The following is a 24,892-nucleotide window of genomic DNA, read 5'->3' as shown; positions in this document are numbered from 1 at the left end:
GACCGACCAGTTACGACCGGAACAGTTTCGGCATCGACACGTTTGACTTTCGACAGTGTCCTCTCCGCTCCGCTCCGGCCTCCACGTCGCTCTAAACCACCCTCGTGTGCTCGCACTCGTCGCCGCTGTCGTTCTCGTTGAGGTAGCTCTCCGCGCCGTCCTCGGCTTCATCCACCCAGTCGCGTCGGTGGTCTGCCCGCCGGTCGTCTCGATTCCCGTCCTCGGGGCTGCCCTTCCGACTATCCGTGGACTCGTCGCTGGCCCGAGTTCGACGCCCGACTGGAACTTTCGAGAACGTCTCATCGAGTACGGTCCTCGCCTCGCCACAGCCGCTGTCGCCTGCCACATCGTCGCGCTGACACTCGGTGCCGCACTGTTCCTCGTCGTCGATACGCCACTTCGTTTCGCGTTCTACGTCGTCGACGGCGGAACGCTCCCGTGGGAACTCGTGTACGTGACGCCTCTCCCTAGTGTCCTCATCGGAGCGTTCCTCGCGTGGGGTCCGTTAGCCACCGTCGTCACCCGTGTCGTCGACGATGACCCGCTACCGACGGCGTTCGAGACATCTGTCGGCGTCGCGGTGGGTACGCCACGCCGGACGGGGACTGTGCTCCTCCTTCATCTCGTCGCCGTCTTCGTCGTCGTCGGGAGCGCGCTCACCGCGGCTGCGTTCGTCAGACAGTCGTACGCTGAACTCACGACTGTGGTCGTCGTCCTCAGTGGCTTGGTACTTACCGCGGGGATACTCTCCCTCGGCTTCCTCGTTCCCGTCCACGCGGCGCTGGCGAACGTGACACCGGACCGGGCCACGGTTTCGATTCGACACGTCGCACTGGCGATTTTCGTCGTGAGCGCCGCCGTCGCTGGCGCAAGTGCGATTCGCGTGAGCGAAGTCCGACCAGCACCCGACCTCGAACCCCTCCCCAACGATCCGAGCGAGATGTATACGACGGCGCTCTCGAACACCGGACAGACGAGCTACGACGTCCAGTTCACCGAGATTCAAAACGACCATGTGCTTCGATTCTGGTGGACCGTCGACCGTTCCGACCGGCAGGTCCTCGCGAACAGTAGCATCCAGCGCAACCCCGCTTATGGCGATACCGGCTTGGCCTACCACGCGTTCGACAACAACCCAGAGTTCGGACTTGGAGACCGTCAGGTCGACGGAAGCACGGCGACCGTACTTCCGGCCTATTGGTTCTTCCAGAGTGAAGTCCGACCCGCTGGTGGGTACGCGCTGCCGCTACCATCGACCGGCGAGTGGCAGGTCGTCGACGAGACCGACGACACGGTGACACTCGAACTGACCGACGATGACGCCGTGTACCGGGCGCTCTACGACAGTCGACCCGAGGACCGCAACGTCACCTACGAAACCGCGTGGATTCGGATGGACATCGACACGGAACGGGGCGTCGTAACCGGCGAGAGTGCTCGACTGTCGGGAACTCGGGACGGGAGCTCTCTCGAAGTCCGGCGGCGGTACACCGTCGAGACGGGCGACGACGTCGACGTCAAGCGCCCAGAGAAACTAAACCCGCGCCAACCGACCGAGTGGGTCTGGAAGCTCTTCGCCTACTGACTTCGTCTCACTCGGGTTTCGTCGCCCGCACCGACAACGTCATCGGAATCTCCGGCCCGTCGGGCAGTCGCCACCAGCCGTCGTCGCCCTCGACCATCCCGTCGAACCGCTTGTAACAGGACTTCGGGAACTCGTGGACGTACTTGATGTCGAGTCCAGCACCCACCAGCGCGGTCACGATGTCGCCGACGCCGTGGTTCCACTCGTAGATGGTCTGTTTCGAGAGGTCCGCATCTTCGTCGGCGTAACTCCCTTCGTCGGTCTCGTACGGCATCGGTTCGTCGTTCGCGTACGCGTAGGGAAGCTGAATCCAGCCGTCGTCGCCGACGGCCTCACTCATGGCGAAGAACGGGTGAATCTCCGCGAGGTAGACCGTCCCGCCGGGCTTCAGGAAGTGTGTCACCACGTCGGCCCAGCGGTCGAGGTCCGGCAGCCAGACGAGCGCACCGTAGGAGGTGAAGACGACGTCGAAGTCGCGAACGGCCCCGTCGCCGTGAGCGTCGAACTCGTCGTCGAGCGTCTCGGGCAGTTCGTACACGTCGCTCTCGACGAACCTCGCTCGTCTCTCCGAGATGCCCACCTCGTCGCGTAACTCGCGGGCCGTCTCGATTGCCTTCGGAGAGAAGTCGACGCCGGTCACCGTCGCGCCCTCGCGTGCCCACGAGAGCGTGTCCATCCCGAAGTGACACTGGAGGTGGAGCAGACTCGTCTCGTCGCCGACGACGTCGGCCAGTTCCTCGCGTTCGAGGTCCATCAGCGACGTCTCGCCGCCGACGAAGGACTCGACGTCGTAGAAGTCCGTCCCGGGATGGAGTTCGGCCAGTTCGTCCCAGTGGTCGCGGTTGGCGGAGAGGAAGTCGTCCATGCGCAGTTCACACTGGTGGCTGTCAAAGACTTTGTCCGTCTTTGGCAGTCACTTCCACGGGTTCTCGACGAGTTCGGACTGCACCTTGCTCCCGACGCGGATGCGACAGTCCGACCGCGGTTCGGCGATACAGAGGAGGACGTACCCCGCGTCGACGTGCCGAGGCTTGAGCGACCGCGGCGGCCGCCGGTGGTGGAGTTCGCCGGAGAGGAGTTCTCCCGTACAGGTCGCACACGCACCGGTCAGACAGCCGACCGGTAACTGCACACCGCCGTCGAGTGCGGCGACGACGACGGTTTGGTCGCTCTTCGCACGAACTGTCTCCACGCGGCCGACGTCCCACTCCAGCGTGAGTTCGTAGCGCTCGCTCACAGCCAGACGTCGCTCGTGCAGTCGCCGTCGGGCCACCGAATCTCGTGGCCGCGTGCCGGCCCGTTCGGCAGGTCGCCGAAGTCGACCATGAACGACTCGTCGAGCGTCATCGTCCCCTTCCGGGGGTTCACGTCGGCTTTCAGCATCACCGACCCCTGTTCGCCCTCGTCGGGGTAGAACTGGTTGTCCCACGACGAAAAGAGCGAGGTGGTCCAGTAGAGGCGCGTCCCGTCGAGTGAGAGTTGAATCATCTGCGGCCCGCCGAACACCTCGCGCTTGCCGTCGATGGGGGTTCGTGGACCGAAGTGGCCACCGGCCCACACTTGGTCTGCGAGACGCGGGTTCGCCGGGTCGGAGATGTCGTACATCCGCACGTCGCCGTGGAGCCAGTTCGAGAAGAACAGATAGCGGTCGTCCATCGAGACGAGGAGGTCGGTGACGAGTCCGGGAACGGGCATCTCCCAGTCGTCGTGCTCGCGGGCTTCGACGTCGATGACCTTCTCTGCGGCCCACTCGTCGCCGTCTTCGTGGATGTGAAAGACGTTCGAGGAGAGCGCGGCCCCGACGTAGGCGTGTTTCGCCTCGGGGCTGTGGAGGAACCGCACCTCCAACGGAATCATCCCCTCCTCGCCGAGGTCGATGGTCTGGGTCACTTCGTGAGTCTCCCAGTTCCAGATGTTGAGGTGTCTCCCGTACTTCCCCTGTTCGACGTCTTCGAGGTCGAACCCGGGGAGGAACGTCTTCGGCGCGGCCCACTCCGAGGAGACCATCACGTTGTGCCGTGGCTGGTACCAGTAGTCGTAGTTCATCCCGATTTCGCCCGGCGGGTCCCACCGGCCGACGACGTTGAAGTCGTGGTCGAGTTCGAGGAACCCGCCGGGCAGGTCGCCGTCGGCGTTCCCGAGCATACTGACGATAATCTTCCCTTCGGGCACGCAGTGGACGGTGTGAGGCGTCGAGAGGTCGTGTTCGAACACCTCCTCCGGTTCGATTACTTTCACGATTTCGGGGTTTCGTCGGTCTTTCGTGTCGATGACGTGGAGTCGTGAGGAGCGAACGCCGGGGACGAGCAGATAGCGTCGTTGGAGTCCCTCGACGTGACACGACGACGAGCAGGCGTTCCAACCGAAGTGGTGGAGTTCGTCGCCGTGGTTCGGCATCTCCACTCGGTCGACGATTTCGCAGTAGGTGTCGGAGTCGGGGTTCACGTCGACGACGGAGACGAAGTCCGGTGCCTCCACGTCGGTGCCGACGTAGAGACTCATCACGTACGCGAGTTCTTCGGGTTCGGACTCCTCGATTGCGGCCTGCGGTGTGGAGTACCCTGGGCCGTGGTGGTCGTGGTGGTCGTGGTCGTGGTGACTGTGTTCGGCCGATTCGTGTGGTGTGTCAGCGTCACTCATGGTCAGTAGAGAGACGTGACGAAGTGGCTTGGTTGTTTGGACGAGTAGAACCGTTTCAGACGATGGTTCCGTCGTCGCCGGACGAGTCGTCGAGACCACCGACTGCCTGCATCCCTCGTGCCGGAGTGTGGGTTCGTACAACCGGTTGGGCGCGTCGACCGTTGACCGCGACTTCCGCGACGTGCATCGTCGCTTCGAGTTCGTCACCGGGAACCAATCGGAGTCTGTCGGCGGCGGCGGCCGTCAACTGCGTGGTGAACAGGTCACCGTCCGACCCTTCGAGAACGACGTGTGCGACAGTTCCGGCTTGGACGACAGAGCGGACGATGCCGCTCAGTCGGTTGTATGGGTGTGCTGACATATGTCGTGAATAATGGTGGTCGATGAGAATAAGTATTCTCTACCTGCTGTGCGGTAGGAGCGCTGTAACGCCGACCGATGCGCTGGTCGGCCGCAGTGCTCGCGGCGTCGAAGAAACGGAGAAAACCGGGTCGAGTCGAGTTGCGTCGAGTTAGTGGTCTTCGTCTTCGTAGACCCAGACGGCGTCCGTCTGGTCCCACTCGACGAGTTCGTCTTCGTCGAAGAACAGCTCGATTTCGCGCTCGTTTGCGCCCTCGTCCTCGTGGTCAGAGCCGTGGATGACGTTCTGACCGAGGTCGAGACCGAGGTCACCGCGGATGGTACCGGGTGCGGACTCGGCGGGGTCCGTCTCGCCCATCATCTGGCGGACCTGACGGGTCGCGTCAGCGCCCTCCCAGACCATCGCGAAGACGGGACCGGACGTGATGAAGTCGACGAGACCGTCGAAGAACGGCTTGCCCTCGTGCTCGCCGTAGTGCTCGTGGGCGAGTTCCTCGTCGATCTGCATGAACTTGCCGCCGACCATCTTCAGACCACGGTCCTCGAATCGGGCGACGATGTCGCCGATGAGGCCGCGCTGAACGCCGTCGGGCTTGACCATCACGAAGGTGCGCTCGTCGTGGTGGCTCATTCGCGAGCTCCCTGACGGCTGCCTTCTTCGGTCCACTCCAGGTCGCGCGCTTCGCGACCGAGGTTGGTGTTCTTCTCACACTTCGACGAACAGAAGTGGATGACGGTACCGTCGGTGCGGACGAACATCGTGCCCGTGCCGGGTTCGATGTCTGCGCCGCAGTAGTCGCAATCACGGTGCTGTGGCATGAGTTACTGCCCTCCGATGGAGTCAGCGTCGCGCTGGGTCTCGCGCAGCTGGAGGATGTCGCCCTCGCGCACGGGACCGAGCACGTTCCGCGTGATGATGCGGCCCTGGTTCGAGCCCTCGCGGATGCGGCACTTGACCTGCATGGCCTCGCCGTGCATCCCTGTCTTGCCAACGACCTCGATGACCTCGGCGGACGTCGAGTCGCTGGCGGTCTCTTCTGCGCTCATGGATGCTTACTGCAGGTCCTCGAGCTTACCGGTGATGTCCTCGACGTCCTCCGAGGCCTCACCAGCGTCGACGATGGCCGCGGCGGCACTGCCGACTTCGAGACCGGACGCGTGACCGATGTCGTCCTGGGTCTCGACGTAGATGAACGAGATGCCCTTCTCCTCACACAGCTCGGGAAGGTGCATCACGATCTCTTCCGGCGAGACGTCTTCTGCGATGAAGACGAGGTCGGCGTTGCCGCGCTCGACGGCTTTCGTCGTCTCGTTTGTTCCTTTCTTTACACTACCTGTGTCTCGAGCGACCTCGAGCGCCTCGACGGCGCGTTCCTGAAGGTCGGCTGGGACTTCGAAATTGACGTAGACTGGCATGGTTGTTCACCTCTCCTGCTCGCGGGCTCGACTGCCTCGCCGTCCCACCGAGAAACCTCAGCGGAAGTGGTCGTTCCCTGACGACGAGGAGTATCATCAACCCCGGGCAGGCTGTACCTCTGAATTACTCATCACCCCATAAAAGCGCTTTCAAAGCCGCCACGGCGTGGCAGGCCGCCGCATGGCTCACGTCCACGTCCTCGTCTCCGTGTTCTCTACATCTGCCCCCGCGCTTATCTTCGTGGCAGTCGTCCACACACCTATGTCAACGAGCTTTGATTACGACGGTCGTGTCGTCCTCGTCACGGGTGCAAGCGGTGCACTCGGGAGCGCCATCGCCACCGCCTTCCGCGACGCCGGTGCAACCGTCGCCGCGACAGACATCGTCGCTCCGAGTGACGACGACGCCCAGTTGGACGCGGGTGAGGACATCCACTTCTACGAGGGCGACTTCACCGACGAATCTGACGTCGAACGCGTCGTCGACGATGTCGTCTCCGACCACGGCCGACTCGACTGCCTGTTGAACGTCGCGGGCACGTGGAAAGGCGGGTCACCTATCGACGAGACGGACGTCGAGACGTTCGACCTCCTGTTCGACGTGAACCTCAAGACGATGTTCCTCGCCTCGAAACACTGCATCCCGCATCTCCGAGCGACCGAAGGGGCCATCGTCTCCGTCTCCGCGCGCTCCTCTCTCGAAGGCGGCGAAGGCGACGGCCCGTACCGTGCCTCGAAGGCAGGCGTCCGACTGCTCACCGAGACCATCGCCGAGGAGAACCTCGGAACCGTCCGTGCGAACGCGGTCATGCCCAGCGTCATCGACACGCCGATGAACCGCGAGATGATGGAGCCGAAAGACGAGTGGGTAAAACCCGAGCAGATTGCCCGCGTGATGCTCTTTCTCTGCTCGGACGCCGCCGAAGTGACGAGTGGCGCGGCCGTTCCAGTCTACGGTGAGGCGTAGCCGAGACGCGGACGTCCGTCTGCTTAGACGCGACTTTCGTTCACCGTGAACGTACAACACACTCCACATTCGTCCATCGGAGGGGCATCTGACAGAACGGAATTGGAGTTGTCGATAGCGAACCGCCAACTCGTGGTAAATTCGAAACCTCGACTGCGTGAAACGGAAACGCGAGTCGTGAGGCTTATGCGGCTCATCGGTAAACCTGCGAAGCACATACACATGAGCGAACGTGAAACATGGGCCACGAGGGCAGGATTCATCCTCGCGGCCGTCGGCAGCGCAGTCGGATTGGGGAACATCTGGCAGTTCCCGTTCAAGACCGCACAGTTCGGGGGTTCGTCGTTCCTCGTCGTCTACCTCATCGCCGTCCTCGGCATCGGACTCCCCGCGATTCTCGCGGAGTTCGTCATCGGCCGGAAGGCGAACCTGAACACCATCGACGCCTTCGAGAAACTCGGCTACCGAAACTGGCGCATCGTCGGCGTCCTCGGGTTGGCGACCGGGTTCTGGATTCTCTCGTACTACAGCGTCGTCGGTGGCTGGGTGCTTCGGTACATCGCCGGGAGTCTCACCGGCGCGTACTTCGGCGACCCGGCCGCTTACTTCGGGCAGGTGTCGGCAGGGATGGACGCACTCGTGCTCCACGCCGTCTTCATGGCGCTCGTCATCGGTATCGTCGCGCTCGGTATCGAGGACGGTATCGAGAAGGCGACGAAGCTGATGGTGCCGAGTATCGTCGTCATCCTCATCGCTCTCGCCGTCTGGGCGTTCACGCTCCCTGGAGCGGGCGAGGGATACGCGTACTTCCTGTCGCCGAACTTCGATGCGCTCACCGCTAACTTCACCGAAATCGTTCCGTTCGCCGTCGGTCAAGCGTTCTTCTCGCTCTCGCTCGGGATGGGCGCGATGATTACCTACGCCTCCTACATCGACGGCGACGAGAGCCTGTTCAGTGACAGTCTCACTATCGTCGTCCTCAACACGTTCGTCGGCGTGCTCGCCGGCCTCGTCGTCCTCCCGCTGCTGTTCGCGCAGGGTATCGACCCCAACACCAGCGGTGCAGGAGCCGTCTTCGTCAGTGTCGCAACCGCGTTCGCCGAACTGCCGGCCGGTAACATCCTCGGATTCTTCTTCTTCGTCGTCGTGCTCGTGGCGGCGCTCTCGAGCGCCATCAGCCTGCTCGAAGTGGTCGTCTCGTGGGCCGTCGACAACACGTCCTACAGTCGCCCCGTCATCGCTACCGGCCTCGGCAGCGTCATCTTCGCCCTCGGCATCCCCTCGGCGTGGGACACCGCCTGGCTCACCTGGTTCGACACGCTCGCGTACCAACTCCTGCTGCCGCTCTCCGTCCTCGGTATCCTCGTCTTCGTCGGGTGGGTCTACGGCCGCCCGGCGCTCGCCGAACTGCTGAAGGGCAGTAACGCCGGCGAGGGACTCGGTCTGACGTGGCTCTGGACGGCGCGGACGGTCGTCATCGCCGGCGTCGTCGGCACGCTGATCCTCGGATTCCAGACGCTCTTCGTGGGCGGGGCCATCGTGCCTCCGTTCTGAACAGCACAGAAATATACTCGAATTGAGAGGTTACGAATCGTCACCGAACCCCGATTTTTCTCGATAACCACAGCGACGAGACGCCGTCTCACCACTCAAAAACCGTTATTGTAGTCTTTTGACTGTTTCACGACTCGAAACGCACTTTACCCCTTGTTGGCCAATGCATGACAATGACACGAGAAACGTGGGCGACGAGGATGGGGTTCATCCTCGCGGCCGTCGGCAGCGCCGTCGGCCTCGGGAACATCTGGCGGTTCCCGTGGGTCACAGCAGAGAACGGAGGAAGCGCCTTTCTCCTCGTCTATCTAGCAATCGTCATCCTCGTCGGCGTCCCCGGTATCCTCGGCGAGTTCGTCATCGGCCGTCGTTCCGGGCGCAACCCGGTCGGCGCACTTCGAGAACTCTCCGGGTCGAAGGCGTGGGGTCTCGTCGGGATGTTCAGCGTCCTCACCGGCGTCGTCTTGCTCTCCTTCTACAGCGTCGTCGGCGGGTGGATTCTCCGTTACTTCGTCGAGAGCGTCGTCGCCCTCGGAACGGCCGGTCCGGCACCGTACTTCACCGACCCCGGCCCGTACTACGACAGTCTCGCGTTCACCACCGACGCGGTGCTCTACCACGTCGCGTTTCTCGCACTGACGGGTGCCATCGTCTTCGCGGGCGTCCGCCGAGGAATCGAAATCGGAACGAAAGTGATGATGCCGGCGATTCTCCTCTTACTCGTCGGCCTCGCCGTCTGGGCCTCCCAACAGCCCAACGCCGCCGCAGGCTACGCGTTCTATCTGAGTTTCGACCTCGAAACGCTGCAGGCGAACTTCTTCGACATCCTCGGACCCGCCGCCGGGCAGGCGCTGTTTACGCTCTCGCTCGGTGCGGGAACGATGGTCACCTACTCGTCGTATCTCGGTGACGACCGGTCGCTCCCGTTCGACGCGACGACTATCGCCATCCTGAACACGTTCGTCGGCGTCCTCGCGGGTCTCGTCGTCTTCCCGCTGCTGTTCTCGGTGACGGGCGAGGCGGGCGGCAGCGGTCCCGGTGCACTGTTCGTCAGCATCGCCGGTGCCTTCGCCCGCCTCCCGGCCGGGACGCTCATCGCGACGGCGTTCTTCGGCGTCGTGACGCTCGCGGCGCTCTCCTCTTCTATCTCGATGCTCGAGATACCCGTCTCCTTCCTCGTCGACGAGTTCGAACTCTCGCGGCCCGTCGCCGTTGGCGCGATGGTCGGCCTCGTCGCGGTGACCGGCGGAGTGAACGCACTTCGCCCAGCGCTGTTCGGGTTCGTCGCAGGGCCGCTCGTCGACTCGCTTCTGACGACGGGTCTCATCGCCTTCCTGCTCTTCGTCGGATGGGTGCTCGGGACAGATGCCGTCGAAGAGTTCCGGAAGGGTGCTGGGAGCGTCGCCGACGCGCTGAGCACGCCGTGGCTGTTCGCCGTTGGCGTCGCCATCCCGCTCTTTTTGGTGTTCACACTGCTGTCGAGTCTCGGTGTCGGCGGTCTCGCCGCCGGCGTCGTCCCGGTGTCGAGTTTCTGGCTCACTATCGTGCTGACGCTCACGTTGACCGGCGTCGCGTTCCTCGGACTCCGGAGTTCGCGCTCCGTGGTATAGCTCGGCCGACAGCGCAGAAAGAACGACAGCTACCCTCTTTTCGGGCGGTTCAGGCCGACTCGGCGTCGACGACGCTGACGTCGTAGTGCATCGCCTCGGGAGGGACGGACACCGTCGCGGCGACGTCTCGCTTCTCCCCGCCGTCGACAGTCCGTTCCGAGAGGTCGACCCGTCGGACGGGCCTTCCGTCTCCGTCGTAGAAGGCGACGCGGACGACCCCGTCGCTCGCTTCGCCCGCGTTGACCAGCGTAGCGCGTACGTCGACCTGTTGTCCGTCTCGGTCGGCGATGTCGACTGCCGTTCCACCCTGTTCGAGGCGTGGTTCGGCGAGCGACAGCGTGTCGCTCTGCCCAGCGCGCGACTCGCGGAACTGCCGGACGCGGTTCTGGAGTGCTTCGGCCTGTCGGTCGGCCTCGCCGCTCAGTCGCTCTCTGAGACGCAGCAGGATGCCGTCGACGTCGTCGAGCAGCGAATCTCGCCCGTCGCCCTGTCGGTCGTCGCTCGTCTCACGCGTCTCGAACTCGTCGAGACGGTCACGAATCTCGCCGACTTCGGTTCCGATGTCGCCGTCGGCCTTTCGTTCGAGTCGGTCGAGTTCGTCGTCCATCGCCAGCAGTGGCGGCAGGTTGCGCTCCGACATGGGCGACGGTTCGACCGCGCGGCGGGTAAACGACGTGGCCGTGAGCGACAGAACCCGGCAAGCCCGCACTCATTCGGTCGGTCTTTTCCACGCCCGCTCCAACTACGAGCATGAACGGACTGCTCTCGCTTCTCCGCGCTCTCCTCTCGCTCGTCTCTTCGACACCACTCGTCTCTTCGACACCGTCCACTTTGCTCACACCACTCGCTGCGACCGACGCGCTCCTCTCGGCCCCGCCGGAGGTGTACCTGCTCGCGATGGTGCCTGCGCTCTTGTGGGGGTTCTCTCCGGTCCTCTCGAAGCGTGGGATGTCGGTCGGTGGCGACGCCGTGCAAGCCGCCCTCGTCGTGGTCGTCGTCGACTCGGTGCTCTACTGGATACTTCTTCTCGCCCGCCAAGGGATGGACGTCTTCGCGGAACTCTCGCTGGCGACGCTCGGCGTGTTCGTCGTCGCAGGCGCAGTCGGCACGGCACTGGGTCGCATCGCCGTCTTCAACGGTGTCCAGCGAGTCGGCGCGAGCGTCAACAGCGCCGTCATCAGCGCCCGACCCCTGTTCGCGACGGCGCTCGCCGTGGGTTTTCTCGGTGAGAGCGTGACGTTCACCACCGTCGCCGGCGTCGTCGTCCTCGTCGCCGGACTCGTCGTCCTCGCCGTCGCGAAAGGCGGCGACCTGAGTGGGTGGGAACCGCGAGACCTGCTCTTTCCGCTCGGCGGGGCGGCGTTCTTCGCCGTCGGGAACGTCCTCCGGCGTTACGGGTTGACCACGTCGCCGACGAACGCTCTCGAAGCCGTGACACTGAACGAGACGGCGGCGCTCGTCGCACTCGGTGCGTACGCGCTCGCTCGCCACCGCGACGCCGTCTTCGGGTCGCCGCGTCGGAGCTATCTCTACTTCGCCGGGAGCGGTGTCCTCACCGCCGTCGCACTCCTCTCGTTGTTCGCGGCGTTCTCGTTGCCCGAGGGGAACGTCGCTATCGTCGACCCGCTGGCGGCGACGGCCCCGCTGTTTACGACCGTGTTCTCGTACTTCCTACTCTCGGACCTCGAAACGGTCACGAAGGGCGTCGTCGTGGGTGCACTCGTCATCGTCGTCGGGGCGGCGCTGGTGACGCTCGGCCCCGCTGCCGCCGTCGCCTGACGGCCGAAAAAATCTTTCGTGGTCGTTTTGGTGGGTTGCGGAATTCTTTTGCCGTATCTCCGTGACAATGGAGGCAATGAGTACTGGGTGGCACCTATGACGATGGACGACCGAATCGACGATCTCCGCGAAAAGCGCGAAGAAGCGCACCTCGGCGGCGGAGAAGACCGTATCCAGTCCCAACACGACAAAGGGAAGATGACAGCGCGCGAGCGCATCGACTACTTCCTCGACGACGGGACGTTCCAGGAGTTCGACCAGTTCCGCACCCACCGAACCCACTCGTTCGGGATGGAAGAGAAACAGCTCTACGGCGACGGCGTCGTCACGGGCTACGGCGAGGTCAACGGGCGGACCGTCTTCGTCTTCGCACACGACTTTACCGTCTTCGGTGGCTCACTCGGTGAGGTGTTCGCCGAGAAGATCTGCAAGGTGATGGACAAGGCGATGGAAGTCGGTGCACCCGTCGTCGGCCTCAACGACTCCGCCGGCGCGCGGATTCAAGAGGGTGTGAAGTCTCTCGCCGGGTTCGGCGAAATCTTCCGCCGGAACACCGAGGCGAGCGGCGTCGTCCCGCAGATTTCGGCCATCATGGGACCGTGTGCGGGTGGGGCCGTCTACTCACCCGGTCTCACCGACTTCACGTTCATGGTGGAAGACACGAGTCACATGTTCATCACCGGCCCGGACGTCATCAAGACGGTCACGGGTGAAGAAGTCACGTTCGAGGAACTCGGCGGTGCGAAGACGCACGCCTCTACCTCTGGGGTGGCGCACTTCACCGCCGGTTCCGAAGAGGAGACACTCGACAACATCGCGTTGTTGCTCTCGTATCTCCCGCAGAACAACGTCGAGGACCCGCCGCGGGTCGACCCGTGGGACGACCCGGAACGCGCCGACGAAGAGCTGAACACTATCGTCCCCGACCAACCCCGGAAACCCTACGACATCACGGACGTCATCGGCCGCGTCGCCGACGAAGGCTCCTTCTTCGAGGTCCACGAGGAGTTCGCGAAGAACATCGTCGTCGGGTTCGCTCGACTCGACGGCCACTCTATCGGCGTCGTCGCCAACCAACCACGGGCCAACGCCGGCACACTCGACATCGAAGCGTCCGAGAAGGCCGCACGCTTCGTCCGTTGCTGTGACGCGTTCAACGTCCCAATCCTGACGTTCGTCGACGTTCCCGGCTTCCTCCCGGGCACGGACCAAGAGCACAACGGCATCATCCGCCACGGCGCGAAGTTGCTCTACGCCTACTCCGAGGCACAGGTGCCGCTCATGACCGTCATCACGCGGAAGGCCTACGGTGGCGCGTACGACGTCATGGCCTCGAAGCATCTCGGTGCCGACGTGAACTACGCGTGGCCGACGGCCGAAATCGCCGTCATGGGGCCACAGGGTGCGGTCAACATCCTCTACTCGAAAGAACTCGACGCGGCAGACGACCCGGACGCCCGCCGCGACGAACTCATCGAGGAGTACCGAGAGGAGTTTGCCAACCCCTACACTGCGGCCGACCGTGGCTTCCTCGACGACGTCATCGAACCGACGGAGACCCGCTCGCGACTCATCGCCGACCTGAAGATGCTCAAATCCAAGCGCGGCGACCTGCCCGAGAAGAAACACGGTAACATCCCCATCTGATGAGTCTCGTCGACGACATCGATATCCCGGACGACGCCGACCCCGAGGAGGCGGCGGCTATCGTCGCCGCCATCGGGGCGCACATGCGTGACCAAGCGGTCGCTGCGGCCGCTGCCGAAGAGGCCGGTGACGAAGAGACGTGGCAGGGGAAACAGTGGACCTTCGCGGGCCGCATCGAGGGCCTGCAGGGTCGGTCGATTCAGCGCGTTCCGAAGGGCGCACCCACCGATGCGTGGGCCGCAGCGTCGCGCGCAGACCGCTTCTGACCAGTTCCCGGTTTTTCGACTCCCGTTCAGACACGACAGACACCGAGAGCGAGAGGCCCGGCACTCGACACGTGGTTGTCGAGAGCTACTGGCTCCACACTCGTTCTGTCGAACGACTCGTCAACTACTCACTTCTCGTCGGTTGACGGCAGACCGATTTCGGACCGATAGAATAAGGGGGTCGTTGCGAGAATGGGTTCCCAAGTAATGTTCAGTAAGGTTCTCGTGGCGAACCGAGGCGAAATCGCGGTGCGCGTGATGCGCGCCTGTGAGGAGCTCGGCATCCGAACGGTTGCAGTGTACAGCGACGCCGACAAACACTCCGGTCACGTCCGCTACGCCGACGAAGCGTACAACATCGGTCCGGCGCGTGCGGCCGACTCCTACCTCGACCACGAAGCCGTCATCGACGCCGCCCGAAAGGCTGGCGCAGACGCCATCCACCCTGGCTACGGCTTCCTCGCGGAGAACGCGACGTTCGCCGCGAAGGTCGGTGAGAGCAACGTGAAGTGGGTCGGACCCTCGGCCGACGCGATGGAGCGACTCGGCGAGAAGACGAAGGCCCGCGCGCTGATGCAGGAGGCCGACGTTCCCGTCGTCCCTGGGACGACGGAACCCGTCGAGTCCGCAGAAGAGGTCAAAGAGATTGCCGACGAGTACGGCTACCCGGTCGCTATCAAGGCCGAAGGTGGCGGCGGTGGCCGCGGCCTGAAAGTCGTCCACAACGAGGAAGAGGTCGAAGACCAACTCGAAACAGCCCAGCGCGAGGGTGAGGCGTACTTCGACAACGCCTCCGTCTACGTCGAGAAGTACCTCGAATCGCCTCGCCACATCGAGGTACAGATTCTCGCCGACGAACACGGGAACGTCCGTCATCTCGGCGAGCGTGACTGCTCGCTGCAGCGCCGCCACCAGAAGGTCATCGAGGAAGCGCCGTCGCCCGCGCTGACCGAGGACCTACGCGAGCGCATCGGTGAGGCGGCCCGTCGCGGTGTCAAAGCCGCCGACTACTTCAACGCCGGGACGGTGGAGTTCCTCGTCGAGGACGGCGAGTTCTTCTTCATGGAGGTCAACACCCGGATTCAGGTCGAACACACCGTCTCGGAGCAGATTACGGGCATCGACATCGTGAAGTGGCAACTGCGCGTCGCCGCCGGCGAAGAACTCGACTTCGCACAGGACGACGTCGAGTTCGACGGCCACTCGATGGAGTTCCGTATCAACGCCGAGAACGCCGCGAACGACTTCGCACCCGCGCCGGGCGGCAAACTGGAGACGTACGACCCACCGGGCGGTATCGGCGTCCGCATGGACGATGCGCTCCGACAGGGTGACGACTTGGTGACGGACTACGACTCGATGATTGCGAAGCTCATCGTCACCGCCTCCGACCGAGAAGAGTGTATCACTCGCTCGGAGCGTGCCCTCGCCGAGTTCGAAATCGAAGGCTTCCACACCATCATCCCGTTCCACCGGCTGATGCTCACCGACGAGACGTTCTGTGCGGGCGAGCACACGACGAAGTACCTCGACGAAGAACTCGACAAGTCGCGCATCGAGCAGGCTGTCGAAGAGTGGGGTCCCGCGGCGTCTTCCTCCGAAGAGGACGACGAGGACGTCACCGAACGCGACTTCACCGTCGAGGTCAACGGCAAGCGCTTCCAAGTGTCGCTCGAAGAACGCGGTGCGCCCGCCATCTCCGTCTCCGGGAACGCAAAGAGCGGTGGCAGTGGCGGTCAGCGCCCGCCACAGGCCCAGCAGAACGACGACGGCGGCGACGACGACGTCGTCGTCGAAGGCGACGGCCAGACGGTCGAAGCCGAGATGCAGGGAACGATTCTCTCGGTCAACGTCTCCGAGGGCGACGAGGTTAGCTCCGGCGACGTCGTCTGTGTCCTCGAAGCGATGAAGATGGAGAACGACGTCGTCGCGGAAGTCGGCGGCACCGTCTCGCAGGTGCTCGTCGGTGAGGGCGACGCCGTCGACATGGGCGACGTGCTCGTCGTCATCGAGTAGTCGAGAGCGTCCCGTCCCGTTTTCGTTTTCATTTTTCCCCGCTGTTCGAGAGTAGTGCCCGGAGTCGGTCGTCGAGTCGCCACGAGACGGCAACGCTAGTGACAACGAAGACGACCCCTATCCACGGAATGAGTGGACGGTCGACAAGTGACAGCGGGAGACCGACACCGAGTAGAACGAACCACGCCGCGGTTCGTGGTCGGTCGTCTCGGTAACTCCTGAAACCTGACCAGAGACAAAGTACGCCGCTGACGGCGGCGAGGATGAGTGGCGTCCGAATGGTTGTACCAGCGAGTGAAAGGTTTGGGACGGAGAGAAACAACACTGCAGCTACACCAGTGGAAACGACCAGCACGGCGAGTCCCACGAGTGACGAGCGAGAGACCATCTGTTTGTCACTACCGGGTGACGTGAAATAGTTCTGTCCCTGACACGAGTTGGACACGAAGCGTCGCCACTGGCGGCTTGCGTCCGAGAGAAAGGAGTCGAATCGTCTAAACTCGAAATCCCGAGTTAGATGCCGGCCTCGAAGTCGTCGAGGGCGTACGTGGGTTCGGCACCGCGGCGGTCGAGCGTCTCGTTGGCCAGCAGCCAGTAGACGACCGACAGTGCGCGGCGACCCTTGTTGTTCGTCGGGATGACGAGGTCGACGTTCGACGTCTGGTTGTTCGAGTCACACATCGCGATGACCGGAATCCCCACGGTGATGGCCTCTTTGACGGCCTGATTGTCACCGATAGGGTCCGTGACGACCACGACGTCCGGCTCGATGTAGCCTTCGTAGTCCGGGTTCGTCAGCGTTCCCGGGATGAAGCGCCCGGTCCGGGCGCGTGCGCCGATGGCGTCGGCGAACTTCTTCGCCGGGAACCGCCCGTACTGGCGCGAGGAGGTGACGAGCACCTGCTCGGGGTTGTAGTTCGCGAGGAAGTCGGCAGCCGTGCGGATGCGCGAGTCGGTCTGACTCACGTCGAGCACGTACAGGCCGTCGTCGCGAACGCGGTGGATGAACCGCTCCATGTCGCTGGTCTTCTGCTGGGTACCGATGTGGACACCAGCAGAGAGGTAGTCCTCGACAGGGATGAGGAGGTCTGCCTCGTCGTCGGGCATGACGTCCTCGTCGAACATCGACTCTTCTGTCTCTTCTTCAGCCTCGGGAGCCGATTCCTCGGCTTCCTCGGCGGGCAAGTCCTCTTCCGCGGCGATTTCGGGATCGACGTCCGGCTCTGCGCCGGCGTCCTCGGCGGGTGCCTCGGCGTCGATCTCCTCTTCCGCGGCTTCGAGTGCTTCGTTTTCGTTTTCGCTCATACAGCGTCCTCCGCGATGCGGATGAGTTCGTTGAGTTTGGCAGTTCGCTCGCCTTGGACGGTGCCCGTCTTGATGAACGGGGCGTCCGTCGCGACGGCGAGGTGTGCGATGGTCGTGTCCTCCGTCTCGCCCGACCGGTGGGAGATGACGGATTTGTAGCCGTGTTCCGTCGCCAGTTCGATGGCGTCGAAGGCGTCGGTGAGAGTGCCGATCTGGTTCGGCTTGATGAGGATGCTGTTGGCTGCATCCGTATCGATACCCTCCTGCAGGCGCTCGACGTTCGTCACGAACAGGTCGTCGCCACAGATGAGGGTCTGGTCACCGACGCGGTCGGTGAGTTCGGCGAACCCTTCGTAGTCGTTCTCGTCGAGGGGGTCCTCGACGTACGCGAGGTCGTACTCGTTGACGAGGTCGGCGACGTAGTCGATCTGCTCTTCGGTCGACTTCGTCTCGTCCCCGTAGTGGTACTCGCCGTCCTCGAACAGTTCGGCGGCAGCCATGTCCAGCCCGAACTTGATCTCGAAGCCGCGGTCGTCCGCGACTGCCTCGACGGCTTCGTCCATGATTTCGAAGGCCTCGGCGTCGTCGACGGGAGGCGCCCAGGCACCTTCGTCGCCCTTCGCTGCCGGAATGCCTCGTTCGTCGAGAATCTCGGCCGCTTTGGCGTGGACGTCTGCGTTGGCGAAGATGGCCTCGGCGACGCTCGGTGCGCCGACGGGGGCCGCCAGGAACTCCTGGATGTTCGTCGCGTCCTTCGCGTGTTCGCCGCCGCCGACGACGTTCCCGAGTGGAACCGGGAAGTTGTCGCCGCGGAACGCACCACCGAGATGCTGATACAGCGGCGCACCGAGGACGTCGGCACCGGCTTTCGCGGCGGCCATCGAGATGGCCACGGCGGAGTTCGCGCCGATTTCCGAGAAGTTCTCCGTGCCGTCTGCGGCGCGGAGTGCTCCGTCGACTTCGCGCTGGTTGCCAGCGTGGACCTCACCGACGAGTCGCGGCACCGCGTGTTTGCGGGCCGCCGAAATCGCCTCGTTTGGCGGGAGTTCGATCGCTTCGTACTCACCCGTACTCGCCCCACTCGGGGCCGCAGCACGACCGAATCCGCCGGACTCGGTCAGCACGTCGGCTTCGACGGTGGGGTTACCACGGGAGTCGAGGATACGACGCAGTCGGACGCTGGTGATGAGAGTCATCGTACTACTCTCCCCCCCGCTTCACCGTAAAGGGTAGGACACCAGCGTCGTACTCCTCTGCGGCGATGAGGATCGGTTCGGTCTCCTCTGTGTCGATGAGCACCGGTGCGCCGTACGACACTTGCAGCGCTCGTGCGCCGAGGATGCGCGCCTTCTCGTACCGATTGTATCGTTGAACCGTCATCACTGATATGGGGAGACGACGTCGACGAGGTCTTTGTGCGAGACCATCATCCGTCGGCAGCAGTGGCGTTCGACGCCGAGCTCGTCGAGGACCTTTCCGGGGTCCTCGTCGCCCTCACGGGCGCGGGATTTGAACTCTTCCCAGTGCTCGGCGATGACGTTGCCACACGTGAAACACCGGACGGGTATCATCATGGTGTGATCACCTCAGCGGTAGGACTTCTGGTAGCGAGCGCGGGCGCCAGGTCCGCCCCACTTCTTGGATTCGGACTGACGCACGTCGTTGACCAGCAGCGATCGGTCGAACTCCATGTATGCATCACGGAGTTCGGCGTCGTTGAGGTACTGGACGAGGCCACGGGCGATGGCGGTACGGGCGGCGTCTGCCTGCCCGCTGAACCCGCCACCGTCGACCTTGACGTCGACGTCGACCTTCGAACGAAGGTCCTCGCCGGCGATGCGGAACGGTTCCAACATCTTCAGTCGTGCCATCTCCGGCTCGGCCAGTTCGACCGGCTGGGAGTTGATGCGAACTCGGCCCTCGCCCTCGCGAACGGTCGCGCGGGCGACGGCAGTCTTCTTCTTACCGCTCGTGTTCGTTACCATGTGACGTTAGCACCCAGTTTCTCGCTGATCTCTCCGAGAGAGATGAACTTGATACTCGACAGGCGGTCCAGCGAGGTCTCTTCGAGGACCTCGCCGTCTTCGTCGAACGGGTTGCCGACGTAGACGCGGACGCCCTCAAGCGCTTCGCGGCCGCGAGGCTTCTTGTACGGAAGCATGCCGCGGACGGCGCGCTTGAAGATACGGTCCGGACGCTTCGGGTAGTACGGACCTCGGTCGGAACCGACGTCGAGACGCTTCTTGTAGACGCTCATGATGTCGTCGTCGCTGCCGGTGATGACAGCGTCTTCGGCGTTGATGATGGCGACCTTCTCGCCGGCCATCGCGCGCTGCGCAACTTCGGAGGCAACGCGGCCGAGGATACAATCACGTGCGTCGATGACGACGTCTGCGTCGAACTCTGCGAGGCTCATCGAATCACCCGTACGTTCGAACCTTCGGGGTTCTCTTCTGCAATCTGTTCAAGCGTCACGACGCTGCCGACCTGTTCGATCTTCTTCCGCGCCGTGGCGGAGAAGTCGACGGCTGCGACGGTGACGTTCTTCTCCAGCACACCGCTTCCCAGCACCTTGCCGGGAACGACGACGGTCTCGTCTTCCTGTGCGTACCGCTCGATGCGGCCGAGGTTGACTTCCGCGTGGGTGCGCCGGGGCTTCTCCAGACGGTCCGCGAGGTCCTGCCAGACGTTGGCGTTGGAATCGCGAGAAACCGCCTTCAGCTCGGCGATGAGACTGTTGAGTCTCGGGTTTGTCTTACTCATGATGTGACCTCCTGAAAAAGGGAGTGCAGGGAGCAGGATTTGAACCTGCGGACTCCTATGAGACAGCGCCCTGAACGCTGCGCCGTTGGCCTGACTTGGCTATCCCTGCACGCATTTCGTTCTACTGCATGCCCCGTAAAACCAGTTTCGGTACGACCGTGGCGACGTCGCCGACGGACGCCCCACACACCAGCGGCTGCCGGTGCCGTGTGGGCTGGCAGTCGTGTGGTGGTGGGTGTTGGGGTCATGATGCGTTGTCAGACCGAAACTTTCTCTTCCAGTTCTGCTGCACGCAGGCCGAGCGACTCGACCGCGCGCAGAACCAGTTCTTCGACCGTGAACGAGCCGTCCGTCTCCACGTGGAAGACGAACGCACCCGGCACGTCGCTGACTTCGACTTCCTTCCCGGGGAACTGCTGTGTGAGGTCGTTGCCGAACTCGTCCGTGTGGATGAGTTCGCCGTCCTCGGTCTCGATGACCCCGCGAAGGATGTTCGGTTCCCCGTCGTCGAACTCGGGGGTGTCGCCGACAACCTCTACCTTCTGCAGGTGTCGGTAGCCGACTGCCACGCCGCCCTGATGTTTGGCGTGAGACTTTCCGGAGTCGAGGACCGCGTCGGCCTCGAACTCCAGATGCTGCCCCTCTTTGAGTTCGATGATGGGGATGTTCTCGTCGGCCGGTTGGACGTACTCGACGGACGACACCATGTCGCCGGAGTACGCGGTGGCCGGTCCTTCGACATCGAGCGCGAGCGTGACTTCGTCACCCTCCTCGAAGTCGTCCAGACTCGTCGTCAGGGGCACGAGCCCCAGACGCAGTGCGATCATCTCGTCGAACATCACCGACGAGTTCTCGACGAACCTGACGCTGTCGATAGAGAGGGTGGGCACGTCCGCGATCATCGCCCGGCGGATGCCGTTGGCGATAGCCGGGGTTAGACCCCGGACGAGGAAGCGTGCCTTCCGGTCACCGCGTTCGATGAACTCGACGTCGAAATCGTGTGCCATGGGTGGGTTACATCCGCTTGTTCTTCGGCGCGCGCGTGCCGTCGTGCGGAATCGGCGTCACGTCTTCGATGCGGCCGATCTCCAGTCCGGCGCGTGCGAGCGCACGAATGGTTGCCTGGGCACCGGGCCCGGGCGACTTGTTGCCGTTGCCACCGGGGCCGCGCACGCGAACGTGCAGGCCCGCAATGCCAGCAGCCTTGACTTCGTCCGCGATGGACTCGGCCATCTGCATGGCGGCGTACGGCGATGCTTCGTCACGGTTCTGCTTGACGACAGACCCACCGGAGGACTTCACGATAGTCTCCGCGCCGGTCTGGTCCGTGACCGTGATGAGCGTGTTGTTGAACGATGCGTGGACGTGGGCGATTCCCCACTTGTCACCTTCGGATTCGCTCATGATTGATTACTCCTGTTCCTGTGTTCGGGCCGGGTGGAGGTCGTCCGCGAGGTCCGACGTCTCGTCGAAGCTCACGGTGCCCTCTTCCGACACCTCGACTTTCTTGGACGGGACGGTGACACGTGCACCCTCGACCGTCACGTGGCCGTGCGTGATGAACTGGCGCGCCTGCTTCGGCGTGTTCGCCAGACCCTTGCGGTAGGCGACCGTCTGGAGACGGCGCTCTAGCAGGTCTGTCACGTCGAGCGACAGGACGGCGCTGATGTCGTCTTCCTCGCCGAGGATACCGAGTCGGCGGAGGCGTGCGACGAACTCTGCGCCTTCCTGTTCGGCCAGTTCGATGTCACCCTGTGCGTCACCGAGGAGGCGACGGGCCTCGCGACGGAAATCACGAAGCTGCGACTGCGCCTTCCACAGTTCCTTCTTGTTCGAGAGACCGTAGCGACCCAGCAGGTCCGCTTCCTGGGCGATACGTTCGCCCTGGAAGGGGTGGTTCGGGGTCTCGTAGAACTTGGTGTTCTTGCCGGTCGTCATTCGTCGTCGTCACCACCTTCTGCTGCTGCTGCCTGCTCTTCCTTGATGGCCTCCACGTTGACGCCGATGGTACCTTCCGTACGACCGGTGGACTTCGTCCGCTGACCGCGGACCTTCTGTCCGCGCTTGTGACGAACGCCCTTGTACGAACTGATCATCTTCATCCGGTTGATGTCGTGGCGGCGTTTCTGTTCGAGGTCGCTCCCGACTTTGTGGGTGGTCTCCCCGCTGAAGAAGTCCTTCTGGCGGTTGACCATCCACTCCGGGGTGTGGTCCTCGAGATTCTCGACGACATCGACGACCGAGTCGATTTCGTCCTGCTCGAGTCGACCGAACGTCGCGTGTCGGTCTACACCCGCGGCGTCGGCAACGATGCGCGACATGCGCTTGCCGATACCTTTCATGTCCGTCAGGGACCGCTCGACCGACTTCGTCCCATCGAGGTCCGTTTGCCCGATGCGGACGAAGTAACGGAGGTTGTCGTCGTCCTCCTCTGGTGAGCCGTCCTGTGGTTCTTCTGCACTCATAGCTGAATGGTGTGTTGAGCGAGCGTTGCGGCGGGGATTCGAACCCCGGGGGCTTGACGCCACTGAGTTAGCAACCCAGCGCCTTGGGCCAGGCTTGGCTACCGCAACACGCGGTCGTTATGTTCGCCCTACACGGACTCGGGACCCGACGCCCCTACAGTTGCTGCACTCGATACAATTCGTGTCCGCTACTTAAGCGTCACGAATCCACTCCTTCTGGTGTGTTACTCACAGACACGGCCGAGCAGCCGATATCGACCGAACCACATCTCTCCTCGCGGACCACGTTTTCAGTACTGTTCTACTGGAATAGAAACATATGTGCGCTCGCTCCGCTCGCAACGACTATGAACCGTCTGGCACGGACCGAGAAGTGGCTGTTCACACTCAGTCCTCGCACCGTGCGCGTCTTCGGCCTCGCTCTCAGGTTCACCGGACTCGGTATCGGTACGCTCACGTCCTTCGGCATCGGTTCGGCCGGGATTCCGCTCTCACTCTCGCTGGTTCTCTGGGGAGCGTTCGGAACGTTGGCGTGGTTCGAAGACTGACGACACGGCAGCGGTCTCACTCGTCGGCTTCCCACACCTCTCGGTAGTCACTGACGAACGTCGACAGCGACGTCGCCGGTCGGTCCAACAGTCGCTCGACGTCGTCCTCGACGCGGCCCGCCCGCCCGAACCGCGCCGGGGCGTAGATACCGAGCATGAGGACCGCGAAGCGAAGCGGGACGCCACGAGCGTACATCCGACGAACGAAGGCAACAGACGAGGGGTCGGTGTAGGTGACGGGTCGTCCGAGAACGTCGGAGAACCGCTCGGCGACCGTTTCGAAGTCGAGCGCCTCCGGTCCGGTGAGGTCGTAACTCTCGTCTTCGTGGCCGGGTTCTCTCATCGTCAGCGCGGCGACGGCACCGACGTCCCGCGCGTCGACGAACGAGACGGCACCGGTTCCCGCGGGGACGAACACCTCGTCATGCTCGCGAATCTCGGGCGCGTGAATCTCGCTCAGATTCTGCATGAAGTAGCTCGCACGGAGGAACGTGTAGGTGGCCCCGCTCGTCTCGAGGTGTCGTTCGAGACGTCGGTGCGGCAAGAGCGGGTTCCGGGCTGCTCCGAGCACGGAGAGATAGGTGACGTGTTCGACTCCCATCCGAATCGCGGCGTCGACGGCGGCCACGAGACGGTCGCGCCCCACCGACGGCGGGCGGAGGAGGAACAGCGTGTCGATTCCGTCGAACGCGAACCCCCAGGTCTCGGGGCGCTCGAAGTCGAACGCTATCGGCTCACAGTTCTCGGGCCAGTCGCCAGCAGTCGGGTCACGAACACCGGCCTTGAACGATACGTCCGTGTCGGCGAGTGCAGAGACGACGTGCGACCCGACGGTCCCGGTCGCTCCGGTGACGAGAATCTCGGTACCCATACCACCCACTCGGCGTCCACCGAAGTGAAAGATGCGGCGGGACGCGCCCGCTACGGGTCGAGGCTGAGCGCTCGGTCCAACTGACTGTCGTCGTACAGCGTCGTCGTCTGTTCGGGGACGGCGTCGTGAATCACGCGCACCGTCTCGACGGTGTTGACGAAGTTCTTGTACGTCGCCTCGTCGACCATCTGTCCGTCGACCATCACCGCACCCGTCCCTCCGCCTTTCGCCTCGTCGAACGACTCGATTCGGTGGATTGCGCTCGCGAGTTCGTCCGGACTGGGCATGTGAATACGGTTCGCCTGCGCCGTCTGATTCGGATGCAGCGACCAACTACCGTCTAACCCCACCTGCGCCTCTCGTTCGATCTGGTCGGCGTAGGCCTCGCCGTTGTAGAACCGGACGCCCGCCCGCTCACCGAACAGTCGGTCGAACGGCCCGCCGAGGGCGACGAGGTCGTTCGCACTCGACTCGTTCGAGAGCGACCAGAGCAAACTGTCCCACGACGCCTGCTGTCCGTCGAGTTCTCGACCACCCAACTCCGCGGTGTAGTCGACCGGCCCGAAGACTAGGCCACGCAGACGCGAGTCGCCACCCCACTCGGCAATCGCTCGGAGGTCCGACACCGCCCGTGCGGACTCGACGATGACGCTCAGGCCGACGCTTCCCTCGGGATAGCCGTACTCGCGTTCGGCCTCCGCGACGACTTGCTCCGCTCGCTTCACGTCGTCGAGGCGGCCGACCTTCGGGACGACTACTCCGTCGAGGAACTCGCCCACCTCTCGGACGAGCGTCCGAATCTGTTCGCGGCCTCGCTCGCGGAACCGTTCGTCCTCGTAACTCCACTCCACGCGGGGCCACACCTCGCCGACGAACTCGGCGTCCGGGAGTCGTTCGACGATGTTGTCGAGTGCCTGTGTCTTCATGTCGGGGGCCGTCCCGTCTTCGATGTCGGGGACGAGCCAGTCGGGTTTCTCGAACCCCGTCGCCGAGAGCCCCGAATCGAGGTACTTCGCCGTGTTCTCGCGTGGCACGGCGGCCGGTGCAGTCTGGAACGTGCGGCAGAGCCGCGGTTTGTCTGTCGTCATCGTCGTCGTTGA

General features: G+C 63.6%; 31 protein-coding genes and 2 tRNA genes. 9 read left to right on the top strand and 24 right to left on the bottom strand.

Translation table 11 applies throughout. From position 1 onward, the window contains the following. The first annotated feature begins 55 nt into the window (after positions 1-55). Positions 56-1,585, top strand: coding sequence for a hypothetical protein (locus BM083_RS07000; protein WP_143085690.1), 1,530 nt, complete (start codon positions 56-58; stop codon positions 1,583-1,585). A 7-nt stretch (positions 1,586-1,592) separates the two neighbouring features. Here the strand turns inward: BM083_RS07000 and BM083_RS06995 are convergent, their stop codons facing one another. The 8 genes from BM083_RS06995 to rpl7ae all read right to left on the bottom strand — a co-directional run bounded on the left by BM083_RS06995 (position 1,593) and on the right by rpl7ae (position 6,001). Continuing rightward, the gene (locus BM083_RS06995) at positions 1,593-2,450 is read right to left on the bottom strand and encodes a class I SAM-dependent methyltransferase (protein WP_089867570.1); all 858 of its coding nucleotides are present in this window, start codon (positions 2,448-2,450) and stop codon (positions 1,593-1,595) included. Between the two features lie 48 nt (positions 2,451-2,498). Continuing rightward, entirely contained in the window at positions 2,499-2,822 is a 324-nt protein-coding gene (locus BM083_RS06990) for a 2Fe-2S iron-sulfur cluster-binding protein (RefSeq protein ID WP_089867566.1), read from the bottom strand. Further along, positions 2,819-4,225, bottom strand: coding sequence for a selenium-binding protein SBP56-related protein (locus BM083_RS06985; protein WP_089867563.1), 1,407 nt, complete (start codon positions 4,223-4,225; stop codon positions 2,819-2,821). The genes BM083_RS06990 and BM083_RS06985 overlap by 4 nt, the downstream gene beginning before the upstream one ends. Before the next feature lie 55 nt (positions 4,226-4,280). Next, positions 4,281-4,586 (bottom strand): TOBE domain-containing protein, encoded by a 306-nt coding sequence (locus BM083_RS06980; RefSeq protein ID WP_089867560.1) that lies wholly within the window; start codon positions 4,584-4,586, stop codon positions 4,281-4,283. 150 nt (positions 4,587-4,736) lie between these two features. Next, positions 4,737-5,216, bottom strand: a complete 480-nt coding sequence (gene ndk, locus BM083_RS06975) for a nucleoside-diphosphate kinase (RefSeq protein ID WP_089867557.1) — start codon at positions 5,214-5,216, stop codon at positions 4,737-4,739. Continuing rightward, positions 5,213-5,404: a 50S ribosomal protein L24e gene (locus tag BM083_RS06970; RefSeq protein ID WP_089867554.1), complete on the bottom strand. Its 192-nt coding sequence runs from the start codon at positions 5,402-5,404 to the stop codon at positions 5,213-5,215. Before BM083_RS06970 ends, ndk begins: the two co-directional genes overlap by 4 nt. A 3-nt stretch (positions 5,405-5,407) precedes the next feature. Further along, entirely contained in the window at positions 5,408-5,632 is a 225-nt protein-coding gene (locus BM083_RS06965; protein WP_009374932.1) for a 30S ribosomal protein S28e, read from the bottom strand. Between the two features lie 6 nt (positions 5,633-5,638). Further along, positions 5,639-6,001: a 50S ribosomal protein L7Ae gene (gene rpl7ae, locus BM083_RS06960; protein WP_009374935.1), complete on the bottom strand. Its 363-nt coding sequence runs from the start codon at positions 5,999-6,001 to the stop codon at positions 5,639-5,641. A gap of 262 nt (positions 6,002-6,263) precedes the next feature. On the opposite strand from rpl7ae, the gene BM083_RS06955 reads away from it, so the two are divergent. The 3 genes from BM083_RS06955 to BM083_RS06945 all read left to right on the top strand — a co-directional run bounded on the left by BM083_RS06955 (position 6,264) and on the right by BM083_RS06945 (position 10,132). Continuing rightward, complete coding sequence (locus BM083_RS06955) at positions 6,264-6,968, top strand: SDR family oxidoreductase (protein WP_089868429.1); 705 nt, start codon at positions 6,264-6,266, stop codon at positions 6,966-6,968. A gap of 222 nt (positions 6,969-7,190) precedes the next feature. Further along, the gene (locus BM083_RS06950) at positions 7,191-8,522 is read left to right on the top strand and encodes a sodium-dependent transporter (RefSeq protein ID WP_089867551.1); all 1,332 of its coding nucleotides are present in this window, start codon (positions 7,191-7,193) and stop codon (positions 8,520-8,522) included. A gap of 173 nt (positions 8,523-8,695) precedes the next feature. Further along, entirely contained in the window at positions 8,696-10,132 is a 1,437-nt protein-coding gene (locus BM083_RS06945; RefSeq protein WP_089867547.1) for a sodium-dependent transporter, read from the top strand. A 49-nt stretch (positions 10,133-10,181) separates the two neighbouring features. On the opposite strand, the gene BM083_RS06940 is transcribed toward BM083_RS06945, so the two are convergent. Then, the gene (locus BM083_RS06940; protein ID WP_089867544.1) at positions 10,182-10,772 is read right to left on the bottom strand and encodes a hypothetical protein; all 591 of its coding nucleotides are present in this window, start codon (positions 10,770-10,772) and stop codon (positions 10,182-10,184) included. A gap of 110 nt (positions 10,773-10,882) precedes the next feature. On the opposite strand from BM083_RS06940, the gene BM083_RS06935 reads away from it, so the two are divergent. From BM083_RS06935 to BM083_RS06920, 4 genes are all read left to right on the top strand, one after another. Continuing rightward, positions 10,883-11,911 (top strand): DMT family transporter, encoded by a 1,029-nt coding sequence (locus BM083_RS06935; protein ID WP_218148932.1) that lies wholly within the window; start codon positions 10,883-10,885, stop codon positions 11,909-11,911. A gap of 102 nt (positions 11,912-12,013) precedes the next feature. Continuing rightward, positions 12,014-13,558, top strand: a complete 1,545-nt coding sequence (locus BM083_RS06930) for an acyl-CoA carboxylase subunit beta (protein WP_089868424.1) — start codon at positions 12,014-12,016, stop codon at positions 13,556-13,558. Further along, on the top strand, positions 13,558-13,824 hold the full coding sequence (locus BM083_RS06925) for a DUF8022 family protein (protein ID WP_009374945.1): 267 nt from the start codon (positions 13,558-13,560) through the stop codon (positions 13,822-13,824). The genes BM083_RS06930 and BM083_RS06925 overlap by 1 nt, the downstream gene beginning before the upstream one ends. Positions 13,825-14,031: 207 nt before the next feature. Further along, entirely contained in the window at positions 14,032-15,840 is a 1,809-nt protein-coding gene (locus tag BM083_RS06920) for an acetyl-CoA carboxylase biotin carboxylase subunit (protein ID WP_089867541.1), read from the top strand. 513 nt (positions 15,841-16,353) lie between these two features. Here BM083_RS06920 and rpsB read toward each other — a convergent pair. From rpsB to BM083_RS06850, 13 genes are all read right to left on the bottom strand, one after another. Next, complete coding sequence (rpsB, locus tag BM083_RS06910; RefSeq protein WP_009374949.1) at positions 16,354-17,145, bottom strand: 30S ribosomal protein S2; 792 nt, start codon at positions 17,143-17,145, stop codon at positions 16,354-16,356. Then, a complete protein-coding gene (gene eno, locus BM083_RS06905; RefSeq protein WP_089867533.1) occupies positions 17,142-18,341 on the bottom strand; it encodes a phosphopyruvate hydratase in 1,200 nt (399 codons plus the stop codon). The genes rpsB and eno overlap by 4 nt, the downstream gene beginning before the upstream one ends. A gap of 4 nt (positions 18,342-18,345) precedes the next feature. Next, a complete protein-coding gene (locus BM083_RS06900) occupies positions 18,346-18,525 on the bottom strand; it encodes a DNA-directed RNA polymerase subunit K (protein ID WP_049893858.1) in 180 nt (59 codons plus the stop codon). Continuing rightward, complete coding sequence (locus tag BM083_RS06895; RefSeq protein WP_089867530.1) at positions 18,525-18,719, bottom strand: DNA-directed RNA polymerase subunit N; 195 nt, start codon at positions 18,717-18,719, stop codon at positions 18,525-18,527. The genes BM083_RS06900 and BM083_RS06895 overlap by 1 nt, the downstream gene beginning before the upstream one ends. 12 nt (positions 18,720-18,731) lie before the next feature. After that, positions 18,732-19,130 (bottom strand): 30S ribosomal protein S9, encoded by a 399-nt coding sequence (locus BM083_RS06890; RefSeq protein ID WP_009374956.1) that lies wholly within the window; start codon positions 19,128-19,130, stop codon positions 18,732-18,734. Continuing rightward, positions 19,124-19,561: a 50S ribosomal protein L13 gene (locus BM083_RS06885; RefSeq protein WP_089867526.1), complete on the bottom strand. Its 438-nt coding sequence runs from the start codon at positions 19,559-19,561 to the stop codon at positions 19,124-19,126. Before BM083_RS06885 ends, BM083_RS06890 begins: the two co-directional genes overlap by 7 nt. After that, positions 19,558-19,908: a 50S ribosomal protein L18e gene (locus BM083_RS06880; RefSeq protein WP_009374958.1), complete on the bottom strand. Its 351-nt coding sequence runs from the start codon at positions 19,906-19,908 to the stop codon at positions 19,558-19,560. The genes BM083_RS06885 and BM083_RS06880 overlap by 4 nt, the downstream gene beginning before the upstream one ends. A gap of 24 nt (positions 19,909-19,932) precedes the next feature. After that, a tRNA-Leu gene (locus tag BM083_RS06875) sits at positions 19,933-20,017 on the bottom strand. Positions 20,018-20,165: 148 nt separating this feature from the next. After that, a complete protein-coding gene (locus BM083_RS06870) occupies positions 20,166-20,915 on the bottom strand; it encodes a DNA-directed RNA polymerase subunit D (RefSeq protein ID WP_089867521.1) in 750 nt (249 codons plus the stop codon). A 7-nt stretch (positions 20,916-20,922) separates the two neighbouring features. Continuing rightward, entirely contained in the window at positions 20,923-21,312 is a 390-nt protein-coding gene (locus BM083_RS06865) for a 30S ribosomal protein S11 (protein ID WP_009374960.1), read from the bottom strand. Positions 21,313-21,318: 6 nt separating this feature from the next. Then, the gene (locus BM083_RS06860; protein WP_009374961.1) at positions 21,319-21,846 is read right to left on the bottom strand and encodes a 30S ribosomal protein S4; all 528 of its coding nucleotides are present in this window, start codon (positions 21,844-21,846) and stop codon (positions 21,319-21,321) included. Next, positions 21,843-22,373 carry a 30S ribosomal protein S13 gene (locus BM083_RS06855; protein WP_089867518.1) on the bottom strand — a complete coding sequence of 177 codons (531 nt, stop codon included), beginning with the start codon at positions 22,371-22,373 and terminating at the stop codon, positions 21,843-21,845. Before BM083_RS06855 ends, BM083_RS06860 begins: the two co-directional genes overlap by 4 nt. 23 nt (positions 22,374-22,396) lie before the next feature. Further along, a tRNA-Ser gene (locus BM083_RS06850) sits at positions 22,397-22,481 on the bottom strand. A 239-nt stretch (positions 22,482-22,720) separates the two neighbouring features. Here BM083_RS06850 and BM083_RS06845 point away from each other — a divergent pair. Beyond that, entirely contained in the window at positions 22,721-22,921 is a 201-nt protein-coding gene (locus BM083_RS06845) for a hypothetical protein (RefSeq protein WP_089867515.1), read from the top strand. Positions 22,922-22,937: 16 nt separating this feature from the next. Here BM083_RS06845 and BM083_RS06840 read toward each other — a convergent pair whose 3' ends face one another. Together BM083_RS06840 and citE are read right to left on the bottom strand one after the other, a co-directional pair. Beyond that, positions 22,938-23,792: an SDR family oxidoreductase gene (locus BM083_RS06840; RefSeq protein ID WP_089867512.1), complete on the bottom strand. Its 855-nt coding sequence runs from the start codon at positions 23,790-23,792 to the stop codon at positions 22,938-22,940. A gap of 50 nt (positions 23,793-23,842) precedes the next feature. Then, on the bottom strand, positions 23,843-24,880 hold the full coding sequence (citE, locus tag BM083_RS06835; protein WP_089867509.1) for an L-malyl-CoA/beta-methylmalyl-CoA lyase: 1,038 nt from the start codon (positions 24,878-24,880) through the stop codon (positions 23,843-23,845). Positions 24,881-24,892: the final 12 nt, after the last annotated feature.

Source organism: Halogranum rubrum (assembly GCF_900114455.1).
Lineage (GTDB): Archaea > Halobacteriota > Halobacteria > Halobacteriales > Haloferacaceae > Halogranum > Halogranum rubrum.
The sequence above is the reverse complement of the archived record's forward strand: the minus strand, read 5'-3'. Positions and strand labels throughout refer to the sequence as shown.

Bases quoted from the DNA above. Each gene is read 5' to 3' on its own strand.
- BM083_RS06995 (WP_089867570.1), bottom strand. From the start codon at position 2,450: ATGGACGACTTCCTCTCCGCCAACCGCGACCACTGGGACGAACTGGCC.
- BM083_RS06985 (WP_089867563.1), bottom strand. From the start codon at position 4,225: ATGAGTGACGCTGACACACCACACGAATCGGCCGAACACAGTCACCAC.
- BM083_RS06980 (WP_089867560.1), bottom strand. From the start codon at position 4,586: ATGTCAGCACACCCATACAACCGACTGAGCGGCATCGTCCGCTCTGTC.
- ndk (WP_089867557.1), bottom strand. From the start codon at position 5,216: ATGAGCCACCACGACGAGCGCACCTTCGTGATGGTCAAGCCCGACGGC.
- BM083_RS06970 (WP_089867554.1), bottom strand. From the start codon at position 5,404: ATGCCACAGCACCGTGATTGCGACTACTGCGGCGCAGACATCGAACCC.
- BM083_RS06965 (WP_009374932.1), bottom strand. From the start codon at position 5,632: ATGAGCGCAGAAGAGACCGCCAGCGACTCGACGTCCGCCGAGGTCATC.
- rpl7ae (WP_009374935.1), bottom strand. From the start codon at position 6,001: ATGCCAGTCTACGTCAATTTCGAAGTCCCAGCCGACCTTCAGGAACGC.
- BM083_RS06955 (WP_089868429.1), top strand. From the start codon at position 6,264: ATGTCAACGAGCTTTGATTACGACGGTCGTGTCGTCCTCGTCACGGGT.
- BM083_RS06950 (WP_089867551.1), top strand. From the start codon at position 7,191: ATGAGCGAACGTGAAACATGGGCCACGAGGGCAGGATTCATCCTCGCG.
- BM083_RS06945 (WP_089867547.1), top strand. From the start codon at position 8,696: ATGACACGAGAAACGTGGGCGACGAGGATGGGGTTCATCCTCGCGGCC.
- BM083_RS06940 (WP_089867544.1), bottom strand. From the start codon at position 10,772: ATGTCGGAGCGCAACCTGCCGCCACTGCTGGCGATGGACGACGAACTC.
- BM083_RS06935 (WP_218148932.1), top strand. From the start codon at position 10,883: ATGAACGGACTGCTCTCGCTTCTCCGCGCTCTCCTCTCGCTCGTCTCT.
- BM083_RS06930 (WP_089868424.1), top strand. From the start codon at position 12,014: ATGGACGACCGAATCGACGATCTCCGCGAAAAGCGCGAAGAAGCGCAC.
- BM083_RS06925 (WP_009374945.1), top strand. From the start codon at position 13,558: ATGAGTCTCGTCGACGACATCGATATCCCGGACGACGCCGACCCCGAG.
- BM083_RS06920 (WP_089867541.1), top strand. From the start codon at position 14,032: ATGTTCAGTAAGGTTCTCGTGGCGAACCGAGGCGAAATCGCGGTGCGC.
- rpsB (WP_009374949.1), bottom strand. From the start codon at position 17,145: ATGAGCGAAAACGAAAACGAAGCACTCGAAGCCGCGGAAGAGGAGATC.
- eno (WP_089867533.1), bottom strand. From the start codon at position 18,341: ATGACTCTCATCACCAGCGTCCGACTGCGTCGTATCCTCGACTCCCGT.
- BM083_RS06900 (WP_049893858.1), bottom strand. From the start codon at position 18,525: ATGACGGTTCAACGATACAATCGGTACGAGAAGGCGCGCATCCTCGGC.
- BM083_RS06895 (WP_089867530.1), bottom strand. From the start codon at position 18,719: ATGATGATACCCGTCCGGTGTTTCACGTGTGGCAACGTCATCGCCGAG.
- BM083_RS06890 (WP_009374956.1), bottom strand. From the start codon at position 19,130: ATGGTAACGAACACGAGCGGTAAGAAGAAGACTGCCGTCGCCCGCGCG.
- BM083_RS06885 (WP_089867526.1), bottom strand. From the start codon at position 19,561: ATGAGCCTCGCAGAGTTCGACGCAGACGTCGTCATCGACGCACGTGAT.
- BM083_RS06880 (WP_009374958.1), bottom strand. From the start codon at position 19,908: ATGAGTAAGACAAACCCGAGACTCAACAGTCTCATCGCCGAGCTGAAG.
- BM083_RS06870 (WP_089867521.1), bottom strand. From the start codon at position 20,915: ATGGCACACGATTTCGACGTCGAGTTCATCGAACGCGGTGACCGGAAG.
- BM083_RS06865 (WP_009374960.1), bottom strand. From the start codon at position 21,312: ATGAGCGAATCCGAAGGTGACAAGTGGGGAATCGCCCACGTCCACGCA.
- BM083_RS06860 (WP_009374961.1), bottom strand. From the start codon at position 21,846: ATGACGACCGGCAAGAACACCAAGTTCTACGAGACCCCGAACCACCCC.
- BM083_RS06855 (WP_089867518.1), bottom strand. From the start codon at position 22,373: ATGAGTGCAGAAGAACCACAGGACGGCTCACCAGAGGAGGACGACGAC.
- BM083_RS06845 (WP_089867515.1), top strand. From the start codon at position 22,721: ATGAACCGTCTGGCACGGACCGAGAAGTGGCTGTTCACACTCAGTCCT.
- BM083_RS06840 (WP_089867512.1), bottom strand. From the start codon at position 23,792: ATGGGTACCGAGATTCTCGTCACCGGAGCGACCGGGACCGTCGGGTCG.
- citE (WP_089867509.1), bottom strand. From the start codon at position 24,880: ATGACGACAGACAAACCGCGGCTCTGCCGCACGTTCCAGACTGCACCG.